Consider the following 18,206-nt stretch of genomic DNA (forward strand, 5'->3'; position numbering starts at 1 on the left):
CTGGGTATGGAGTTTAACGCGCCGGAGTATGTGTCGGAATGCCGGATGCGCCAGTCGCCGGCTCCCCGGCCGGGCCGCAGGGGGCATAGATTCACAATTGGCCGATGTCGCTCAGCTCTGGCTCTGGTTCTGCATCTGCCCACTATCTTTCACCTTGACGGTCACCGACAGCGTTTCGCCCGGCGTGCCGATGCGCATGCCGGAGATCGGCGCGGCGTCGCGGTAGCAGAGGCCGGAGGCGATCCTGACGTAGCGGGCATCCGGGCAGATCTCGTTGGCGGGATCGAAGCCGACCCAGCCGAGGCCGGGAATATGGGCCTCGGCCCAGGCATGAGTCGCCGCCTGTTCGATCTTCTCCTCCATCATCAGATAGCCGGAGACGTAACGGGCCGGGACCTGCAGGGCGCGGGCGGCGGAGACGAAGATGTGCGCGTGGTCCTGGCAGACGCCGCTCTTCTTCTCCAGCGCCTGTTCGGCCGTCGTCGCGGCGTTGCTGGTGCCGGGCTTATAGTCGACCGTCTCATGGATTGCCGCCATCAGCGCATGCATGCGGGCAAGCTCGTTGTCGCCGCCGACGCTCCTGACGAGTTCCTTGATGAGCTTGCCGCCCCTTGTCAGCGGCGTCTCGCGCAGGAAGAGCCAAAGCGGGCAGAAGCCGGTGTGCGGGCCGGTGACGCCGTTATTGTCCGCCGTCTCGACCTCGCCCTCGGCCAAGATGCGCGTCACATGCTGCACGCCCTCCAGCGAGACCAGATTGACGTGGTTGCCGTACTGGTCGTCATACTCCACCTCGGGCGTGGCGCCCTCGACGTTCAGCGACCATCCGAGCACCTTCTGAGCAGCGGTTGTCGGCGGCGTCAGCCTGAGGCGTTGCAGCGAGAAGTGCGCCGGTTCGTCGTAGCGGTATTCTGTGAGGTGGCTGATCTTCAGTCTCATGGTCTGATCCGCTTAAACGTAGAACCGGTAGCCGTCGGAAATCTCCGCGCCGAGCTGGTTGTTGCGCGAGACGAAATCCTCCAGGAATTCGTGCAGGCCCTGATCCATGATGTCGCGGATCGCACGGGTCTGCAGCGTCGTGCGGATCGCGTCGGCGGTGTCGTGGGCAGGTAGCCGCGCCTCGTAATCCTGGGCGAGATAGCCCAGATTGCTGACGATCTTTTCGTAGCAATAGGCAAGCGAACGCGGCATCTGGACGTTCAGCGTTAGGAAGTCGGCAATGTTCATCGCCCGGTATTCGCCGTCATAGGCCCAGCTATAGGCGCGGTGGGCGGAGACCGAGCGCAGGATCGATTCCCACTGCACATTGTCCAGCGAGGAGCCGACCGCCGAGACCGAGGGCAGCAGCACGTAATATTTCACGTCGAGGATGCGGCTGGTATTGTCGGCCCGCTCAATGAAGGTGCCGATACGGGCGAAGTTATAGAGCTCGTTGCGCAGCGTCGAGCCGTGGAAGGCGCCGCGGATGAGGCCGGCCCGACGCTTGATGACGTCGATCACTTCAGGCAGGTCGGCGGCCTTCACACGCTTTTCAAGCAGCGCCTTCAGGTCGATCCAGCATTCGTTGGTCGCTTCCCAGGTCTCCCGCGTCAGCGCGGTGCGTACCATGCGGGCATTGTTGCGGCCGGACTCGATGCAGGACATTACGCTCGACGGGTTAGAGCGATCGCGCAGGAGATAGTCGATCGCATCGGCATTCGTCAGCTTAGCGTGGCCTTCGTCATAAGCTTCGCGCACGCCGGCGCTTTGCAGCACGCCATCCCAGTTGTCGTCGCCGGCGCTGCTGCGGGTCAGCGACATGCGCAGCCCGGCGTCGACGAGGCGGGCGATATTTTCGGCGCGCTCGATGTAACGGAACATCCAGTAGAGGCCGTTTGCAGTTCTTCCGAGCATCAGTCCTCCAATACCCAGGTGTCTTTGGTGCCGCCGCCCTGGCTGGAATTGACCACGAGCGAGCCCTGTTTCAGCGCCACGCGGGTGAGCCCGCCCGGTATGATCTGAACCTTGTCCGACACGAGCACATAAGGGCGCAGATCGACATGGCGCGGCGCAATCCCCTTATTGACGAGGATCGGCACGGTGGAGAGCGACAGCGTCGGCTGGGCGATGTAGTTGTTCGGCTTGGCTTTCAGTTTTTCGGCGAAGTCGGCACGCTCTTTCTTCGACGCCGTCGGTCCGACCAGCATGCCGTAGCCGCCGGAGCCGTGGACTTCCTTGACGACCAGTTCCTCCAGGTGCTCCAGCACGTATTTCAGGCTTGATGCTTCCGAGCAGCGCCAGGTCGGCACGTTTTCGAGCAGCGCCTTGCTGCCAGTGTAGAATTCGACGATCTCCGGCATATAGGAATAGATCGCCTTGTCGTCGCAAATGCCGGTTCCGGGCGCGTTGGCAATGGTGATGTTGCCGGAGCGATAGACGTCCATGATGCCGGGGATGCCGAGCGCAGAATCGGCTCGGAAGGTGAGGGGATCGAGGAAGTCGTCGTCGACTCGGCGGTAAAGCACGTCGATCGCCTCGTAGCCGCGGGTCGTGCGCATTTTCACCTTGCCGTCGATGACGCGCAGATCAGAGCCCTCGACCAGTTCGACGCCCATCATGTCGGCGAGGAAGGAATGCTCGTAATAGGCCGAATTATAGATGCCCGGCGTCAGCACCGCGACGCGCGGCTTGCCGGTGCAGCCGGGAGGCGCAAGCGAAGCAAGACTCTGGCGCAGCAGATAGGGATAGTCTTCGACGCGCTGCACCTTGTTCTCATGGAAGAGTTCCGGGAACATCTGCATCATGGTTTCCCGATTTTCCAGCATGTAGCTGACGCCGGAAGGCGTGCGGGCATTATCCTCCAGCACGTAGAACTGATCCTCGCCGGTGCGCACGATGTCAGTGCCGACGATATGGGTGTAGACGCCGCCGGGCGGGCGGAAGCCGATCATCTCGGACAGAAAGGCGACATTGTGCTCGATCAACTCGCGCGGAACGCGGCCGGCACGGATGATCTCCTGCTTATGGTAGATATCGTCGAGAAAGGCGTTGAGCGCGATCACCCGTTGTTCGATGCCTTGGGCAAGCTTGCGCCATTCGCGGGCGGAGATGATGCGGGGAATGATATCGAAGGGAATGAGCTTTTCGGAACTGTCGGCATGGCCATAGACCGCGAAGGTGATGCCGGTCTTCCGGAAGATGTTTTCCGCATCGCGGGACTTGGCAATCAGATGCGACCGGTCTTGGCTATTGTACCACTCAAAATATTTTTCATAAGGCGGGCGAGGACTTTCGTCCCCGGTAATCATTTCGTCAAATGCCAAAGGTGCGGCTCCCCTTTTTTGTTCATTTGAATACAACGCAAATTGCAATGCAAGAACCATGCGCAGTTCGTGGAAAAGATTTTGCGTTGCGGGAAAGAGGCAGAATTCCGGCCATTTGAGGTGATGCAGCAAATGGGGTTTCGCAAAGATTGCGCAAAATTTGGGCAAGTGGTGGTTTTTCGCTCGGCGGATATTTGGGGCATGGACTTCCGACACGCTCCCTCATCCTGTGCTTGTCACGGGAATCCAGCTACACGCGTCCGCGCCGTGAATGACTTCTAAAGTGAAGAGGGTCTATCGCGCCAAAGGACTTGGGCTCACTGGATTCCTGTGACGAGCACCGGAATGAGGTAGAGTGCGGGGAAGCGCCGAAGAATCCTCACTGCGGGAACATACTGGCGAGCTTCCGACATGACTCTTTGGTCACATTGAATTGTCCAACCATCAACGAAATTTCAAATAAGCATCAACGCTTCGCCTTTGATCGCGGCCCTTGGGTGCAGCTATCAGCACGGCGAACTCCTTTCCGCTGAGCAGCCCCATGTCCCTCGACCGCTTCGCCCCCGCCGTCTTCGTCCTGCTCTGGTCCACTGGCTGGGTGGTGGCGAAATATGCGGCGCTGCATTCCGAGCCTTTTACCTTCCTTTCGATACGTTACGCGCTGTCGGCCTTGGCGTTCCTCGCCTTTTGCGTGGCGACCGGGGCGCAATGGCCGAAAAGCCGGGCGACGGCGCTGCGGGCTGTTTATTCCGGTTTCTTCCTGCACGGGTTTTATCTCGCCGGCCTGTGGTGGGCGATCGCCAATGGCGTGCCGGCCGGCATATCGGGCATCATCGCGGCGCTGCAGCCGTTGTTGACGGCGATGGCGGCTCCGTTTCTCGTCGGCGAGCGGTTGCAACAGGCGCAGAAGCTCGGCCTTGTCTTCGGCTTCATCGGCATTGCCATTGCCATTTCGCCGAAACTCCTCGATCCGGCGACCGCCGATCTCACGCATGCGGCCCTGCCGCTGGCGATCAACCTCATCGCCATGGGGGCCGTCACCTACGGCACGCTTTACCAGAAGAAGCACTTGCAATCCGGCGACCTCAGGTCGATTGCGACGCTGCAATATGTCGGGGCACTGATTCTCACCCTGCCGCTCTCGCTGATCTTCGAGCATCAGCAATTCGACGGCACCCCGCAGGCCTTTGCCGCGCTGATCTGGTCGGTCTTCGGACTGTCGATGGGCGGCGTCGGGCTGCTGCTTTATCTGATCCGCCGGGGACAGGTCTCTCGCGCCGCCTCGCTGATCTATCTGATGCCGCCAGCCGTCGCGTTCGAAGCCTTCATCGCCTTCGGGGAACCGCTGACCGTGCCGTTGATTCTCGGCACAGTGATCGTGGTCGTCGGCGTCTATCTGACCAACCGCAAGGTGGTCGAACGCCGCAAAGCCGCGGAAGCATAAATAGCAAAAGGCCGGAGAATACCCCGGCCTTTGCACTTTCAATCAACCGCTGATCAGGCGCGTTCGCGGCGCTGGCCGCCGTTGCGCGAGCCGGAGCCGCCGCGGCGATTGCCGCCATTGCCCTCGCGGCGCGGTTCGCCGCCCTGGGCCTGGTGCTGGCCGCGGTCTTCGCCGTGCTTTCGGGCCGGGCGACCGTGCGCGTGACGGTTATTGCCGCGGTGATGTCCACTCGGTTCGCCATTGGCGTGAGCGCCTTGATGTGCGGGACGCTGCGGCTTTGCCGAAGGGCGGAAGTCGGAGGTCGAGACTAGATCATTGTCGGGGCCGAGATCCGGGGTCGCTTCGCCGCGGCGCTGGCCGCGGAAATCCTCGTTGCGGCTTGTGCGTTCGGGACGCGGGCGGCGTTCCTGACGGCTGCCGCGATGCTCCGAACGGTTCGCATCGCCACGGCCTTCGCCGCGACCTTGACCTTCGCGACCTTGGCCGCCACCGCGGTTGCGGTTGTTGCCATTTCCGTTGCCGCGGCGGGGGCCGCTATTGCCGATATTGGCCGGCGGTTCGCCGCTTGCGACTGCGATGTCGATGCCCATCAGGCGCTCGATGTCACGCAGCAGCTTGGCTTCGTCGGGGGCGCAGAAGGCAATCGCGATGCCGTCGCGGCCGGCGCGCGCCGTGCGGCCAATGCGATGGACATAGGCGTCGGGCACTTCCGGGAGGTCGTAGTTGTAGACGTGGCTGACGGCAGGGATGTCGATTCCGCGGGCGGCAACGTCGGTGGCGATCAGCGTCTTGATGCTGCCGTCACGGAAGGCCTTCAGCGCCCGCTCGCGCTGGCCCTGGCTCTTGTTGCCGTGGATCGAGGCGACGGAATAGCCGATATTGTCGAGGTGCTTCATCAGCTTCTCCGCACCGTGCTTGGTGCGCAGGAAGACGATGGCGCGGCCGTCGGGATTTTCGGTCAGCGACTTGCGCAGCAGTTCCGTCTTGTCGTTCTTGCCGGCGACGAAATGGACATACTGCTCGACCTTGTCGGCAGCCTTGCCCGGAGGCGTGACTTCGACCTTGACGGGATCGACGAGATATTCCCCGGCGAGATCGGCGATCGTCTTCGGCATGGTGGCCGAAAACAGCATGGTCTGGCGCTTCTTCGGCACCAGCTTGGCGATCTTGCGCAGATCGTGCACGAAGCCGAGGTCGAGCATCTGGTCGGCCTCATCAAGCACGAGATAACGCACTGTGGTCAGGGTGATGGCGCGGCGATTGACGAGATCGAGCAGGCGGCCGGGCGTTGCGACCAGGACATCGGTGCCCTTTTCGAGCTGCAGCTGCTGCTTGTTGATCGAGACCCCACCGACGACGACGTTGACGCGCAGGTGCGACTTGCGGATGAACTTCTTCAGATTGTCGGCGATCTGGTTCACCAGTTCGCGGGTCGGCGCCAGGATCAGCGTCCGCGTCGTGCGGTTGTCAGGGCGGCGCTCGTCGGCAAGCAGCTTTTCGATGAGCGGCAGGCCGAAGGCGGCGGTCTTGCCGGTGCCGGTCTGGGCAAGGCCAATCAGGTCTCGGCCCTGGAGGAGGAGGGGGATGGCCTGTTCCTGGATCGGCGTCGGCGTTTCGATGCCGAGCTGGAACAAGGTGGCGACGATCGGCTTGGAGACACCAAGCGATTCAAAATTAGTCAAGGCATAACCTTTCGGGGCGCCACAATGACTATGGCCGGAACGCACCATGCGATCCGGTTTCATTCTGGCGTCAAGAACCCCGCGTGAAGTGGGAACTTGTGAGTTGGAAAAAGCTTTCCAGCGCTTCTGGCCGCTCTTGGGAGTGCGGCGCTCTATCGAAATGCGCTTTTGTCCCTTCTTCCTGCGTTTCGTATTTTTGAGCAGGGGCACGCTCACGCGGCGGCCGGAAGGGTGAAAGCTGAGCCGCATTTGGGCTATTTCGCGTGGAAAGTCAAGTGCGGTGCACAAAAAGCCTTAGCCCGGGTTGGACGACGGCATTTTCAGGATGAAGCTTTCCGACGCGCTTTCCGCACCGTTGACAAGGATGGCGATGCGATGCTGCCCGGGATAATAGCGTCGCGTCGTGATCGGCCGCATGGCGTGGCAGCGCTCGATCGCCTGGCTCTGCCAGGGCGCAAGCATGATCGTCTTGCACTTGAAGACTTTCGGCGACAGCGAGCCATCAGCCTTCACATGGTGAATGGCGTAGTCAATCATCACCGATTGCGCGGCCTTGCTGCCATTGGTCACTCGGATTGCGAAATCCAACCCTTCGCCGAACATCACCTCCCCTTTAACCAGGCGCAGTTCGCATTGGAGCGACGCGGCAGCGGCGAACCCGAAATTGGCGAGCGCCTGCGTATGGCCCTTCTTCAGGAGCGTGCGCGAAGCGTGCTTCAGCAGGCGGCGCCGCTCGGAAGAGGCACCCTTAATATGGCAGGCAATGAAGGCGGCGACCAGATCTTGATGATCCTTGGCGATATCGTTGAGGCTGTTGGCGACCGAGCGGCGGACATAATCCTCCGGATCATCCATCAGGGCGGTCAGGATCGGCAGGATCGGCGCCGGGTCCTTGATGAGCTCCGGCAGGCGCATGGCCCAGGGCAGGCGCGGCCGCGTTCCCTCACTCGCCAGCCGGCGCACATGCTGGTCGGGATCGCCGATCCAGCCGGAGATGATGGCAAGCGCCCGCTGCTGGTCGCGATGGATGAAGGGACGGATACCGTATTCGGCGGTGAAATGCGGTGTCAGCGCCTTGAGGAGATCGAGGCTGAGTTCGAAATGATCGGGGCCGCGGGCGGCAATGAACTGGTTGACCGGCAGCAGCATCCAGCCGGTCAGACCGGGCCTGCCTGACGCAGGCAGGCTTGCCTTCAGGATGGCGGCTGCTTCAGGAAAATCCTCGGGAAGCGTGGCGAAAAGCGCGTCGCGGATCAGCGCCGAGCGTTCCATCAGCTCCAGCGCCACGAGGCCGTCGGTCGCGAGCTTCACGAACCGGGCCTTCTCGAAGGAGGGCGCGTTGGCGGCGAGGCGATCGGCCATATCGCCAATCAACGCGTCATGCAGCAGGTTCTTGAGCGGTTCCGGCATTCTGATCCTCCCTCTGCGGGAGGTTTGGACCGACGCCGCCGGGAGGTCAAGCGGCGCCGGATGCGGGGGCTCTATTCAGGGCAAACTTTGACGCGATAAGGCTCGCCCCAGCGATCGTGCCGCCATTCGATATGACAATAGTGCGGCCGGTAATAGGTCCGGTAGACGGGATAGGGCCGATAAACAGGGTAGGTCGGATAGACCGGATAGGCGGGGCGGGCGGCCTCCGACAGGAGAGCGCCGCCGACGACCCCGACGGCAAGGCTGCCCCAGAAGGCATCGCGCGGGCGGGCATCGGCAGTGGTGGCGGTAGCGAGCGAGGCGCCGGCAAGGATCAGCGCGGTCAGGCCCGTCGCCATGGTCTTATGAAGAACGGACATGGTATTTTCCTCAATTTGGACTGGCTTCCATAAAGCCAATTCAAGACTCTGCCCGGATCGCGGCGGAGCGATGGCCGCGCAAGCGCTTCGAGGATTAAATTTTCGTCATGATTTCAATGGAGCGGACGTGGCAGGAAACGATCCGGGGTTGCAGGATCGCAGCTTGCTGGTGGAGCCCTTTCAGCCGCCTGGAGCAGGGCTGCCCATATGAGCTGTCTCAAGATAGGTGAGCTGGTTCGCAAAATTGCGCTTTGCAAATTTATGGTTAAAACCTTGTTAAAAGCCTTGGCGTTATAGTCTTTGTCGTTGATATTTCATTTATTGCGGGAGCGACAATTTCTTGAAATCAGCCGGGGACATATTGGAGTTGGCTTGCCGCCGGATCGCTGATCTGGATACCCCGGCCTATGTCAAGAACAGCGAGTTGCGCTATGTCGCCGTCAACGAGGCTTATGCGAAATTCCTCGGCCGAGAGATTTCCGATTTCATCGGCAGGCGAAGCCGCGAACTCTTCGATCGCCCTGAAGAAGAGCACCGCGAGGACAAGGAACGCCTCGCACTTGTGTTCGGCACCGAGGAGAACGCCATCTGCTTCGACGCGGCGAACCTTACCCATGAGCGCATTCAGATCGAAAGCTTCTCGCCGTCGCCGGACCGGATCTATGTGCTCGGCATGTTCGAACCCGGTGAGCGCCGCGCCACTGGTAACAGGGCTAACGGCGGGAGCTCTCGGACTGTAAACGATTCTGGAGTCGCCGCGGATTTCGCCCAGGTGCGCGAGGCGCTGGAAAAGCTCGATTACCCGATCGGCATCTTCGCCGCAGACGGCCGCCCGCTGGTTGTCAACGCCGCTCATCGCAAGGGCGCACCTCCTGCGCCCGCCGGCGATTCGGCCTGGGGTGACAGCGTCAGCGAACTCGACGCGCTGCGCACAGTGCTGGAAGATCTACCGGTTGCCGTTTTCGTACGCGACGACAAGCATCGCCTGATCTATGCCAACAAATACTACGAGACCTTCAGCGGCCGCGCCCGCTCCGAGTATCTGGGAATGACCGAACACGAGATGTTCGAGCCGGAAGGTGCTGAGCCGATCTACCAGGAAAACCTGCTGGCGCTCAGGGATGGCATTTCGGTGGAGCTCGAGAGCGAGATGCCGAGCAAGGGCGGCCACGTCTATCCCGTCATCTCGCGCGTCAACCGCGTCATCACCGCGGATGGACGAACCTATGTCGTCGGCTCCTTTTCCGACATCTCGCCGCTCAAGGAGCGCGAGAAGGCGCTGATCGCCTCGCGCAAGCAGGAAGAAGTGCTGCATCGGGATATCGAGAGCATCCTGCGTTCGCTGCCGATCGGCGTGCTGATCCTCGATAACGACCATCGGATTCTCTATGTCAACGACGAATTCTACAGCATCTGGGAGCTGCCGCGCGAGGATCGTTTCGACGGGCGCCCCTTCATCGATGTCATTCGCCGGAACTACGAACTCGGGCGCTACGACGGGACGCGAACACCGGAAGAGCTCTACGCCTTTCGCAAGCACTTGTTCGAAGCCGAGGAGCCGGAGCCGATCGAGGTCGGCTGGGCGGGCGGCAAATCCGTTATCTTCGACAGCCGGCGCATTTCCAACGACCGCATCCTGCTGACCTATGCCGATATTTCGGCGGTGCGCGAGCGGGAGAAGGAAATTCACGAGACCCGCGCCGCGCTCGAGCGGGTCGGCGAAATGATGCGCGATGCCACGCACGCCATGTCGCAAGGGCTTGCGATCGTCCAGGACGGCATCATCAGGATGTCCAACGAGGCGATGGCCGATATCCTGCAGATCCCAGCGCATTATATCGCGGCCGGCCAGGGCTGGCTCGGCATGTTCGAATTTTGCGCGGCGCGTGGCGATTTTCACGATGCGGCGGCCGAAATCCTGCAGGAGTGGCGCGCCAATATCGCGGCCAGGCAACCGATCTCCACCGTCTTCCATGTCGCCGGCGAGCGCTGGGTGAATATGGATGCGACGGTCAGCACCGGGCAGCATTGGGTGGCGCTGTTTACCGATGTCACCGAGCTCAAGAGCCGTGAGGAGGAATTGCGTGAGCTGCTGTCGCGCGCCGAAGCTGCCGACCGCGCTAAATCCGAATTCCTCGCCAATATGAGCCATGAGATCCGCACGCCGATGAACGGCGTGCTCGGCATGGCAGAGCTGCTGGCCAAGACCAATCTCGATACGCGCCAGAAAACCTTCATCGACATCATCGTCAAGTCGGGCAATGCGCTGCTGACGATCATCAACGACATTCTCGATTTCTCGAAGATCGATGCCGGACAGATGACGCTGCGCAAAGCGGCTTTCGATATTACGGAAGCGGTGGAGGACGTGGCGACGCTTCTCTCCTCGTATGCCGCCGAGAAGAACATCGAGCTGCTGGTGCGGGCCGCACCCGATCTGCCCGCCGCCGTGATCGGCGACGCCGGCCGCTTCCGCCAGATCGTCACCAATCTCGTCGGCAATGCCGTCAAGTTCACCGAGCGCGGCCATGTCTTCGTCGATGTCGGCTTCGAGACCGTCGCCGGCGGCGAGATCATGGCGAATATCCGGATCGAGGATACGGGTATCGGTATTCCTCAGGAAAAGCTGGAATCGGTGTTCGACAAGTTCTCGCAGGTCGACGCCTCCTCGACCCGCCGGCATGAGGGAACAGGCCTCGGACTTGCGATCACGGCCGGGCTCGTCGACCTCTTTGGCGGATATATCAAGGTCGAGAGCCAATGGGGCAAGGGCTCGGTCTTCACCGTCAAACTGCCCTTTGCGGTGGCGGCCGCCCACCTCGAGCCGAAGCCGCTGCCGATCAACGTGCAGGGCGCGCGCATCCTCGTCATCGACGACAATGAGGTCAACCGGCGCATCCTCACCGAGCAGCTTTCGCTCTGGGGCTTCGACGGCGTTGCTGCCGAAGGCGGCGGCACCGGTCTTGCTATCCTGGAGGCGGCGGCCGATCTCGGTGTTACCGTCGATGCCGTCATACTCGACTATCACATGCCGGACATGAACGGCGCCAATGTCGCCCGCCGGCTGCGCGCCGATCCCCGCTTTGTCGAGCTGCCGATCATCTTCCTGACGTCGATGGATATCTCAGGCACGGAAAAGGAGTTCGCGGCGCTGAACGGCCAGGCGCATCTGATGAAGCCGGCGCGCGCCAACGTGCTGCGTAACACCGTCGTCGAGGTGGTTCGCGCCCGGCGCGTGAAGCAGGCTTCGCAGGCCGAAATCACCCGGTTGCGGGCCGAAACGGCCGTGCCGGCACCGGCGCCTGCGCCGCAGAAGCGGGCAGCTGAATTTATCGACGTGCTCGTCGCCGAAGACAACGAGGTCAATCAGATCGTCTTCACCCAGATCCTGCAGGGAACGGGGCTTTCCTTTCTTGTTGTCAATAACGGGCAGGAGGCAGTCGCGGCCTGGGAGAGCCACACGCCACGCATCATCATGATGGATGTCTCGATGCCCGTCATGAACGGCCATGAGGCGACCCGGACGATCCGCGAACAGGAAAAGGGGCAGGGCCAGCGGGTGCCGATCATCGGCGTCACTGCCCATGCGCTGGAAAGCGACCGGGAGGCTTGCCTCGACGCCGGCATGGACGATTACATGTCGAAGCCGATCAGCCCGGAGCTGCTGGAAGAAAAGATCCGGCAGTGGCTCGGCAAGGACGACCAGCAACCGGGACGTACGAGTTACTGATCCGAACCGACGAATGCCGACAATCTTTAGCTGGAAGGCGCCTTGACGCCGCAGAGCATTTCGCGCTTGCCGGCGAACCCCTTGCGGCGTTCCACGGCAAAGCCGGCGGCGATGAGATTACGGCGCACGAAGCCGGCCGCGGCATAAGTGGCGAAGGTGCCGCCGGCGATGGTTTTTTCGCAGACCTCACGCATCAGTTCCTCCGACCACATGTCGCCGTTGCGCGACGGGGCGAAGCCGTCGAGATACCAGGCGTCTAAGCCCGGCTTCGCCGTCTTGACGCCGTCGAGGGCCGGGCCGCAGACGACGCTGAGCCTCGTCTGATCGTCGAGGTCGAGCGAGACGGTCCCATCAGGCGTTTGCGGCCAGGCCGCTGTCAGCGCGTCACGCTCGGCATCGATCTCGGGCCAGTGCGAGAGCGCTCGGCCGATTTCTTCGCCGCGCATCGGATGGAGTTCGAAGGAGATGAAATGCAGATGCTGGCCGGCGGCGCGATGCCGCTTCCATTGCCGCCAGGTCTCGGCGAAGTTCAGGCCGGTGCCGAAGCCGAGTTCGCCGATCACGAATGTGTGCCGCCCGCTCCAGCGCTTCGGCAGGCCGTTGCCGGTGAGGAAGACGTGGCCGCATTCCAGCCGTCCGTCCGTCTGGCAATAAAAATGATCGCCAAAGGCGGTGGAATAGGGCATATCGCCGTCGCGCCATTCGAGCGGCTGCGGCGCGCCAGCCCCAATCTGATCTGGGTTCACGTCTGTCATGGAAAAAGCCGATAGTCCTGTGCCGGCGTCCGGTCAATCTTCTTGCGACCTGCTGATCGTCGGCGGCGGTATCATGGGCCTCTGGGCGGCCGTGCATGCCGAGCGGCGCGGCATAAGCGCCCTTCTTGCCGATGCCGGCAGGCTGGGCAGAGGTGCGAGCGGTGGCCTGCTCGGGGCGCTGATGCCGCATATGCCGGACCGCTGGTCGCAGAAGAAGCAGTTCCAGTTCGATGCGCTGGTCTCGCTCGAAGCCGAAATCGCGGCGCTCGAAGCGGCAACCGGGCTTTCCGCCTGCTATAACAGGTCCGGAAGGCTGATCCCGCTGCCGAAACCGCATCTCAACCGTATAGCCCGCGGCCATTCCGAGGACGCCGAGCGCCACTGGCGGGCAGGCGAGCGCCGGTTCCACTGGCATGTGCTCGACAGGCCCGATGTAGATGGCTGGGTCGAGGCCTCTGCCGGCGAAAGCGGTTTCGTACATGATACGCTTGCCGGCCGCGTCGCCCCCCGCTCGCTGATCTCAGTGCTCATCGCCTTCCTGCAGCAAGCAAAACATGTGCGCATCATGGAAAACGCCGATGTTGCCGATCTCGATCCGGACCGAGGCACGGCCGCGATAGGCAGTGAAATCGTCAGCTTCGGCCGCTGCATCCTGGCCGCCGGCCATCGGTCTTTTCCCCTGCTGCAGGATCTGACGCCTGGGCTGAAACAGCCGCTCGGCCAGCCGGTGAAGGGGCAGGCGGCGCTCTTGAAGGCGGAGATCAATCCGGCACTGCCGACGATCTTCCTCGACGGTCTCTATGTCGTCGCGCATGAAGGCGGGCATGCGGCGATCGGCAGCACCAGCGAGAACCGCTTCGACGATCCCTTTTCCACCGATGCCCAGCTCGACGCGCTGATCGAGGCGGCCCGCACCATCGTTCCGATCCTTCGCGACGCGCCGATCGTCGAACGCTGGGCGGGGCTTCGCCCGAAGGCCATCGACCGCGATCCGATGATCGGCCGCCATCCCGACCACCCGCGGCTCATCGCATTGACCGGCGGTTTCAAGGTCAGCTTCGGCCTTGCCCACCGGCTGGCGGAGGCGGCGGTTTGTATCGCATGCGATACAGATTGCGATTTTTTCCTGCCGGAAAGCTTTGCGATTTCAAGCCATATCGCTGCGGCTTCACGTTAAACGTGAGTTAGGTACAGCTGTGTTTCGTTATTCTGTCATGCAAATCACCTATCTGCTTGCGCATCGGCAGCGCCCAATTTCAGCGGCGCTCACTTCCTTGATGGAGGAAATTGCATGCGCTATGCCATTTGCTTCACGCCTCCGGCGAGCGACCCGCTGTCGCTCGTGGCCGCCAATTGGCTCGGTCGAAACGTATTTTCCGGCGATATGCTGGAGCCTCCGGCTGTCCGCGGCCTCGGCATTCACGAGATCGCCTTCCATACCGCCGTGCCGCGGCGCTATGGTTTCCACGGCGTTCTGAAGGCGCCGTTCCATCTGTCCGGCGATATGTCCGAACCGCAACTCCTGCGCGATCTCATGCGTTTTACCGGGACATTCGCTCCCTTCCAGATTTCACGTCTCGAAATTGCCCGGCTCGGCAGTTTCTACAGCCTGATGCCGAGCGCTCCTTGTGAGCAGATCCAGTATCTGGCTTCGGCGATCGTCCAGGAGTTCGATCGCTACCGCGCGCCGCTGAGCGAGGCCGACATCGAGCGCAGCGATCCGGATGGATTGTCGGCGGCGCAGTTCGCCAATCTACATCGTTGGGGCAATCCTTATGTTATGGACGAGTTCCGCTTTCATATGCCGGTGACAGGCTCCATCAATGCGATCGACATGCCCCGCATCGAACCGGCGCTGCGAACGATCTTTGAACCCGTCCTGAAGGAGCCGGTGATGGTTTCGAACGTGGCATTGATGATCGAAGAGGGTACCGGCGGTCCCTTCCGCGTCCACTCGCTGCACCCTATGGGCAAGGTCAGCGCGCGCAGGATCGCCTGAGTGGCGTTAAGCTAAGTGACTGTCCTGAAAGGATAAATTCTGCCGCGCAGTTTCCGTCTCGACATTCCGGCTGCGGATGATACCGTTCCCCGTCTTTTCAGAAGGTGATTTGATGGTATCCGAGACTTATCCGCGCAATCTCGTCGGTTATGGGCGTCAGACGCCCGATCCGAAATGGCCGGGCGAGGCACGCGTTGCCGTGCAGTTCGTCATCAATTACGAGGAGGGTGGCGAAAGCTCGATCCTCGACGGCGATCCGGCGTCCGAAAACCTGCTGTCGGAGATCGTCGGCGCAGCCGCCTGGCCGGGGCAGCGCAATCTCAATATGGAATCGATCTACGAATATGGTTCGCGCGCCGGCTTCTGGCGGCTCTGGCGGATGTTCACCGATCTCAAGGTGCAGGCGACCGTCTACGGCGTGACCTTGGCGATGGCGCGAAACCCCGAGGCCGTTGCCGCCATGAAGGAGGCGGGCTGGGAGATCGCCAGCCATGGCTACCGCTGGCTGGAATATAAGGATTTCCCTGAGGATCTTGAGCGCAAGCATATTCTCGAAGCCGTGCGCCTGCACACCGAACTGACCGGCGAGCGGCCTTACGGCATGTATCAGGGTAAGCCTTCCGACAATACGCTGCGGCTGGTGCAGGAGGAGGGCGGTTTCCTCTATTCCAGCGATTCCTATGCCGACGACCTGCCTTACTGGGTGAAGGGCGTCGACGGGAAACCCTTCCTGATCATTCCCTATACGCTCGAAACGAACGACATGCGTTTTGCCACGCCGCAGGGTTTCAACGCCGGCGATCAGTTCTTCACCTATCTGAAGGATGCCTTCGACACGCTTTACGAAGAAGGCAAGGCGGGCAGCCCGAAGATGATGTCGGTCGGCCTGCATTGCCGCCTCGTCGGACGGCCCGGCCGGGCGGCGGCGCTGAAGCGCTTCATCGAATATGTGCTGAAGCACGATAAGGTCTGGATTCCGCGCCGCATCGAGATTGCCGAGCATTGGCATCAGCACCACCAACCGGACGCGCTCTGATGCTGTCGCGCGAGGATTTCGTCTCTCGCTTCGGCGGCGTCTTCGAACATTCGCCTTTCATCGCTGAGCGTGCCTATGACAAAGGCAGTGTGAGGGAGCCGTTGACAGCATCAGGCGTGCATGCGGCGCTTGCCGCCGTCTTTCGGGCGGCAAGCAGGGAAGAGCGTCTTGGCGTGCTCAGAGCCCATCCGGATCTCGCCGGGCGCCTGGCGATCGCAGGAGAACTCACAGAAGACAGCCGCAAGGAGCAGTCGGGAGCCGGTCTCGACCGGCTGAGCCCGGCCGAGCATGCCCGCTTCAATGAACTCAATTCGGCCTATGTCGAAAAATTCGGCTTTCCTTTCATCATCGCCGTCAAAGGACTCGGCAAAGACGACATCCTTTCGGCTTTCGAGAGGAGGATCCGTAATGGCCGGGATGAAGAATTCGCGACCGCAGCGGCGCAGGTTGAACGGATCGCACTGCTGCGCCTGACATCGATGTTGCCGGAGGGTGAATGAGCGAGCCGCGTGCTATCGACTATCTCAATGAAATGCAGAAGGCGGCCGCCGAGGCATTGTATTTTGTCGGCGGAATGGATGAGGCGGCCTTCGCCGAGGACAATCTCACCTTCAAGGCCGTTGCCTTTTGTCATTTTACCATCGGCGCGGCGGCATCCCGACTGCTCGTAGCTCATCCGGAATTCGCGACCGAGCATCCGACCCTGCCATGGACGAAAATCTGCGGCACCGGCAACCGGATCCTCGAAGACGTCTTCGCCCTTGATCCTTCCGACATCTGGCATGCAACCTATCGCACCCTGCCGGAACTTCTTGTCGAGATCGACGCCATTCGTCACTGGCATGCGGAAGGTGAGTGAAGCCGTTGCCCGAATTTCTCGACATCCGCCCACTCACCAGATCGGCTTTCGCCCCTTTCGGCGAGGTGATCGAAGCCGACCCGGCCTCGATGCGGCTGATCAATGGCGGCACGACCGAACGTTTTCACGCGCTCGCGGCAGCCGAGGCGGCGGGTGAGGGCGCGCGCGTCATCATCAATCTCTTTCGCGGTCAACCGCGCCGCTTTCCCTATGATGTCGACATGATGGAGCGCCATCCCTTCGGTAGTCAGAGTTTCTCGCCGATTTCCGGCCGGCCCTTCCTCGTCGTCGTCTCCGAGGACGAGGGCGGACGTCCGGGCAAGCCGCAGGTGTTCTTCGCGCGGGGGGACCAGGGCGTGAACTACCGCCGGAATATCTGGCATCATCCGCTGATGGCGCTCGGCCAGACCTCCGATTTCCTGGTCATCGACCGCGACGGCCCTGGGAATAATCTGGAGGAATTCTTCTTCGAAACCCCCTATGTCATCAAAGAGCCAGCGCCATGACCGGACTGACGACACATGTTCTCGACACCGCCCTCGGCAAGCCGGCCAGGGGCCTCAAAATCGATCTTTTCCAACTCGACGGCGAGATTCGCAGACATCTGAAAACGGTTCAGACCAATGCGGACGGCAGAGTTGACGGTGGCCCGATCCTCGCTGGTGAAAATTTTCACGTTGGCACCTACGAGCTGATCTTCCACGCCGGCGAGTATCTCAGGGCCTGCGGCACCCCGCTGCCGCATCCGGCCTTCCTCGATCTCGTGCCGATCCGTTTCGGCATTGCCGACGTCACGGCCCATTACCATGTGCCGCTGCTGATCTCGCCTTATGGTTATTCCACGTATCGAGGCAGTTAGAGATGCGCTTTGCCGCCATCGCCGATATCCACGGCAACCACTTGGCGCTCGAGGCGGTGCTGGCCGATATTCGTGCCGAAGGCATCGAGGAGATTGTCAATCTCGGCGATTTCTTCAGCGGGCCGCTGGAGGCCGGCCGGACGGCGGATCTGCTGAAACCGCTCGGCCTGACGTCGGTGCGCGGCAATCACGACCGCTATCTCACTGAGCAGGATCCGGCTTCCATGCATGCCTCGGATGCCGCCGCCTATCGGCAATTGTCGCCATCCCAGCTCGACTGGCTGCGCGGCCTGCCATTCGATGTCGTCTATCGCGGCGAGGCCTATCTCTGCCATGCAACGCCGAAAGACGACAATCTCTACTGGCTGGAGTCCGTCTCGCCGGAGGGCATCGTTTTCCCGAAGCCGATCGAAGCGATCGAGGCGTTGGCTGAGGGCATAGACCTGCCGCTGATCCTTTGCGGGCACACGCACATTCCTCGCGCCGTCCGTCTCTCCGACGGCCGTCTGATCGTCAACCCCGGCAGCGTCGGCTGCCCTGCCTATGACGACGATCTGCCCTGCTACCACAAGGTCGAAGCGGGCCACCCGCTGGCCGGCTATGCCATTCTGGAAAAGACGCTTGCGGGATGGACGTGGCAGTTCCGCAATGTCGCCTATGACAATCTTGCGATGTCGAGACTGGCGGCGGAAAACCGCCGGCCAGACTGGGCGAGTGCGCTGGCGACCGGCTGGCTGCGGTAGCCAGCCGCCT

General features: G+C 61.8%; 18 protein-coding genes. 11 read left to right on the forward strand and 7 right to left on the reverse strand.

Annotation, left to right across the window (positions count from 1 at the left end):
* Window positions 1-111: 111 nt before the first annotated feature.
* Genes PYR71_RS09035 through PYR71_RS09045 form a run of 3 tightly spaced genes read right to left on the reverse strand, consistent with a single transcriptional unit; the run spans window position 112 to window position 3,299 of the window.
* Window positions 112-936: a transglutaminase family protein gene (locus PYR71_RS09035; protein WP_275619092.1), complete on the reverse strand. Its 825-nt coding sequence runs from the start codon at window positions 934-936 to the stop codon at window positions 112-114.
* Between the two features lie 12 nt (window positions 937-948).
* The gene (locus PYR71_RS09040) at window positions 949-1,890 is read right to left on the reverse strand and encodes an alpha-E domain-containing protein (protein ID WP_183912235.1); all 942 of its coding nucleotides are present in this window, start codon (window positions 1,888-1,890) and stop codon (window positions 949-951) included.
* Complete coding sequence (locus PYR71_RS09045; protein ID WP_038690624.1) at window positions 1,890-3,299, reverse strand: circularly permuted type 2 ATP-grasp protein; 1,410 nt, start codon at window positions 3,297-3,299, stop codon at window positions 1,890-1,892. The genes PYR71_RS09040 and PYR71_RS09045 overlap by 1 nt, the downstream gene beginning before the upstream one ends.
* A 541-nt stretch (window positions 3,300-3,840) precedes the next feature.
* Between PYR71_RS09045 and PYR71_RS09050 the strand changes: the two genes are divergently transcribed.
* Window positions 3,841-4,743, forward strand: coding sequence for a DMT family transporter (locus tag PYR71_RS09050; RefSeq protein WP_275619093.1), 903 nt, complete (start codon window positions 3,841-3,843; stop codon window positions 4,741-4,743).
* Window positions 4,744-4,796: 53 nt separating this feature from the next.
* Here PYR71_RS09050 and PYR71_RS09055 read toward each other — a convergent pair whose 3' ends face one another.
* From PYR71_RS09055 to PYR71_RS09065, 3 genes are all read right to left on the reverse strand, one after another.
* Window positions 4,797-6,473, reverse strand: a complete 1,677-nt coding sequence (locus PYR71_RS09055; RefSeq protein WP_183913844.1) for a DEAD/DEAH box helicase — start codon at window positions 6,471-6,473, stop codon at window positions 4,797-4,799.
* A gap of 246 nt (window positions 6,474-6,719) precedes the next feature.
* On the reverse strand, window positions 6,720-7,835 hold the full coding sequence (locus PYR71_RS09060; RefSeq protein WP_275619094.1) for a DNA alkylation repair protein: 1,116 nt from the start codon (window positions 7,833-7,835) through the stop codon (window positions 6,720-6,722).
* Window positions 7,836-7,906: 71 nt separating this feature from the next.
* Window positions 7,907-8,215 carry a hypothetical protein gene (locus PYR71_RS09065; RefSeq protein WP_275619095.1) on the reverse strand — a complete coding sequence of 103 codons (309 nt, stop codon included), beginning with the start codon at window positions 8,213-8,215 and terminating at the stop codon, window positions 7,907-7,909.
* Between PYR71_RS09065 and PYR71_RS09070 the strand changes: the two genes are divergently transcribed.
* On the forward strand, window positions 8,214-8,426 hold the full coding sequence (locus PYR71_RS09070) for a hypothetical protein (protein ID WP_275619096.1): 213 nt from the start codon (window positions 8,214-8,216) through the stop codon (window positions 8,424-8,426). The two genes, PYR71_RS09065 and PYR71_RS09070, sit on opposite strands and share 2 nt — an antisense overlap.
* Window positions 8,427-8,555: 129 nt before the next feature.
* The gene (locus tag PYR71_RS09075) at window positions 8,556-11,945 is read left to right on the forward strand and encodes a response regulator (protein WP_275619097.1); all 3,390 of its coding nucleotides are present in this window, start codon (window positions 8,556-8,558) and stop codon (window positions 11,943-11,945) included.
* A gap of 26 nt (window positions 11,946-11,971) precedes the next feature.
* Here the strand turns inward: PYR71_RS09075 and mnmC2 are convergent, their stop codons facing one another.
* On the reverse strand, window positions 11,972-12,700 hold the full coding sequence (gene mnmC2, locus PYR71_RS09080) for a tRNA (5-methylaminomethyl-2-thiouridine)(34)-methyltransferase MnmC2 (RefSeq protein WP_275619098.1): 729 nt from the start codon (window positions 12,698-12,700) through the stop codon (window positions 11,972-11,974).
* Between mnmC2 and PYR71_RS09085 the strand changes: the two genes are divergently transcribed.
* The 8 genes from PYR71_RS09085 (at window position 12,699) to PYR71_RS09120 (ending at window position 18,196) form a co-directional block, all read left to right on the forward strand.
* The gene (locus PYR71_RS09085) at window positions 12,699-13,877 is read left to right on the forward strand and encodes an NAD(P)/FAD-dependent oxidoreductase (protein ID WP_275619099.1); all 1,179 of its coding nucleotides are present in this window, start codon (window positions 12,699-12,701) and stop codon (window positions 13,875-13,877) included. The genes mnmC2 and PYR71_RS09085 overlap by 2 nt on opposite strands.
* A 114-nt stretch (window positions 13,878-13,991) precedes the next feature.
* On the forward strand, window positions 13,992-14,699 hold the full coding sequence (locus tag PYR71_RS09090) for a DUF1045 domain-containing protein (RefSeq protein ID WP_275619100.1): 708 nt from the start codon (window positions 13,992-13,994) through the stop codon (window positions 14,697-14,699).
* A 112-nt stretch (window positions 14,700-14,811) separates the two neighbouring features.
* The gene (gene puuE / locus PYR71_RS09095) at window positions 14,812-15,735 is read left to right on the forward strand and encodes an allantoinase PuuE (RefSeq protein ID WP_096762285.1); all 924 of its coding nucleotides are present in this window, start codon (window positions 14,812-14,814) and stop codon (window positions 15,733-15,735) included.
* Window positions 15,735-16,235 carry a 2-oxo-4-hydroxy-4-carboxy-5-ureidoimidazoline decarboxylase gene (uraD, locus tag PYR71_RS09100; RefSeq protein WP_275619101.1) on the forward strand — a complete coding sequence of 167 codons (501 nt, stop codon included), beginning with the start codon at window positions 15,735-15,737 and terminating at the stop codon, window positions 16,233-16,235. The genes puuE and uraD overlap by 1 nt, the downstream gene beginning before the upstream one ends.
* Entirely contained in the window at window positions 16,232-16,594 is a 363-nt protein-coding gene (locus PYR71_RS09105; RefSeq protein WP_275619102.1) for a HepT-like ribonuclease domain-containing protein, read from the forward strand. Before uraD ends, PYR71_RS09105 begins: the two co-directional genes overlap by 4 nt.
* A gap of 5 nt (window positions 16,595-16,599) precedes the next feature.
* Complete coding sequence (locus tag PYR71_RS09110) at window positions 16,600-17,100, forward strand: ureidoglycolate lyase (RefSeq protein ID WP_275619591.1); 501 nt, start codon at window positions 16,600-16,602, stop codon at window positions 17,098-17,100.
* Complete coding sequence (uraH, locus tag PYR71_RS09115; protein WP_275619103.1) at window positions 17,097-17,453, forward strand: hydroxyisourate hydrolase; 357 nt, start codon at window positions 17,097-17,099, stop codon at window positions 17,451-17,453. The genes PYR71_RS09110 and uraH overlap by 4 nt, the downstream gene beginning before the upstream one ends.
* Before the next feature lie 2 nt (window positions 17,454-17,455).
* Window positions 17,456-18,196: a metallophosphoesterase family protein gene (locus tag PYR71_RS09120; protein WP_096762288.1), complete on the forward strand. Its 741-nt coding sequence runs from the start codon at window positions 17,456-17,458 to the stop codon at window positions 18,194-18,196.
* The last annotated feature ends 10 nt before the right edge of the window (window positions 18,197-18,206 follow it).

Source organism: Rhizobium mulingense, from assembly GCF_029194105.1.
Classification (GTDB): Bacteria; Pseudomonadota; Alphaproteobacteria; order Rhizobiales; family Rhizobiaceae; genus Rhizobium; species Rhizobium mulingense.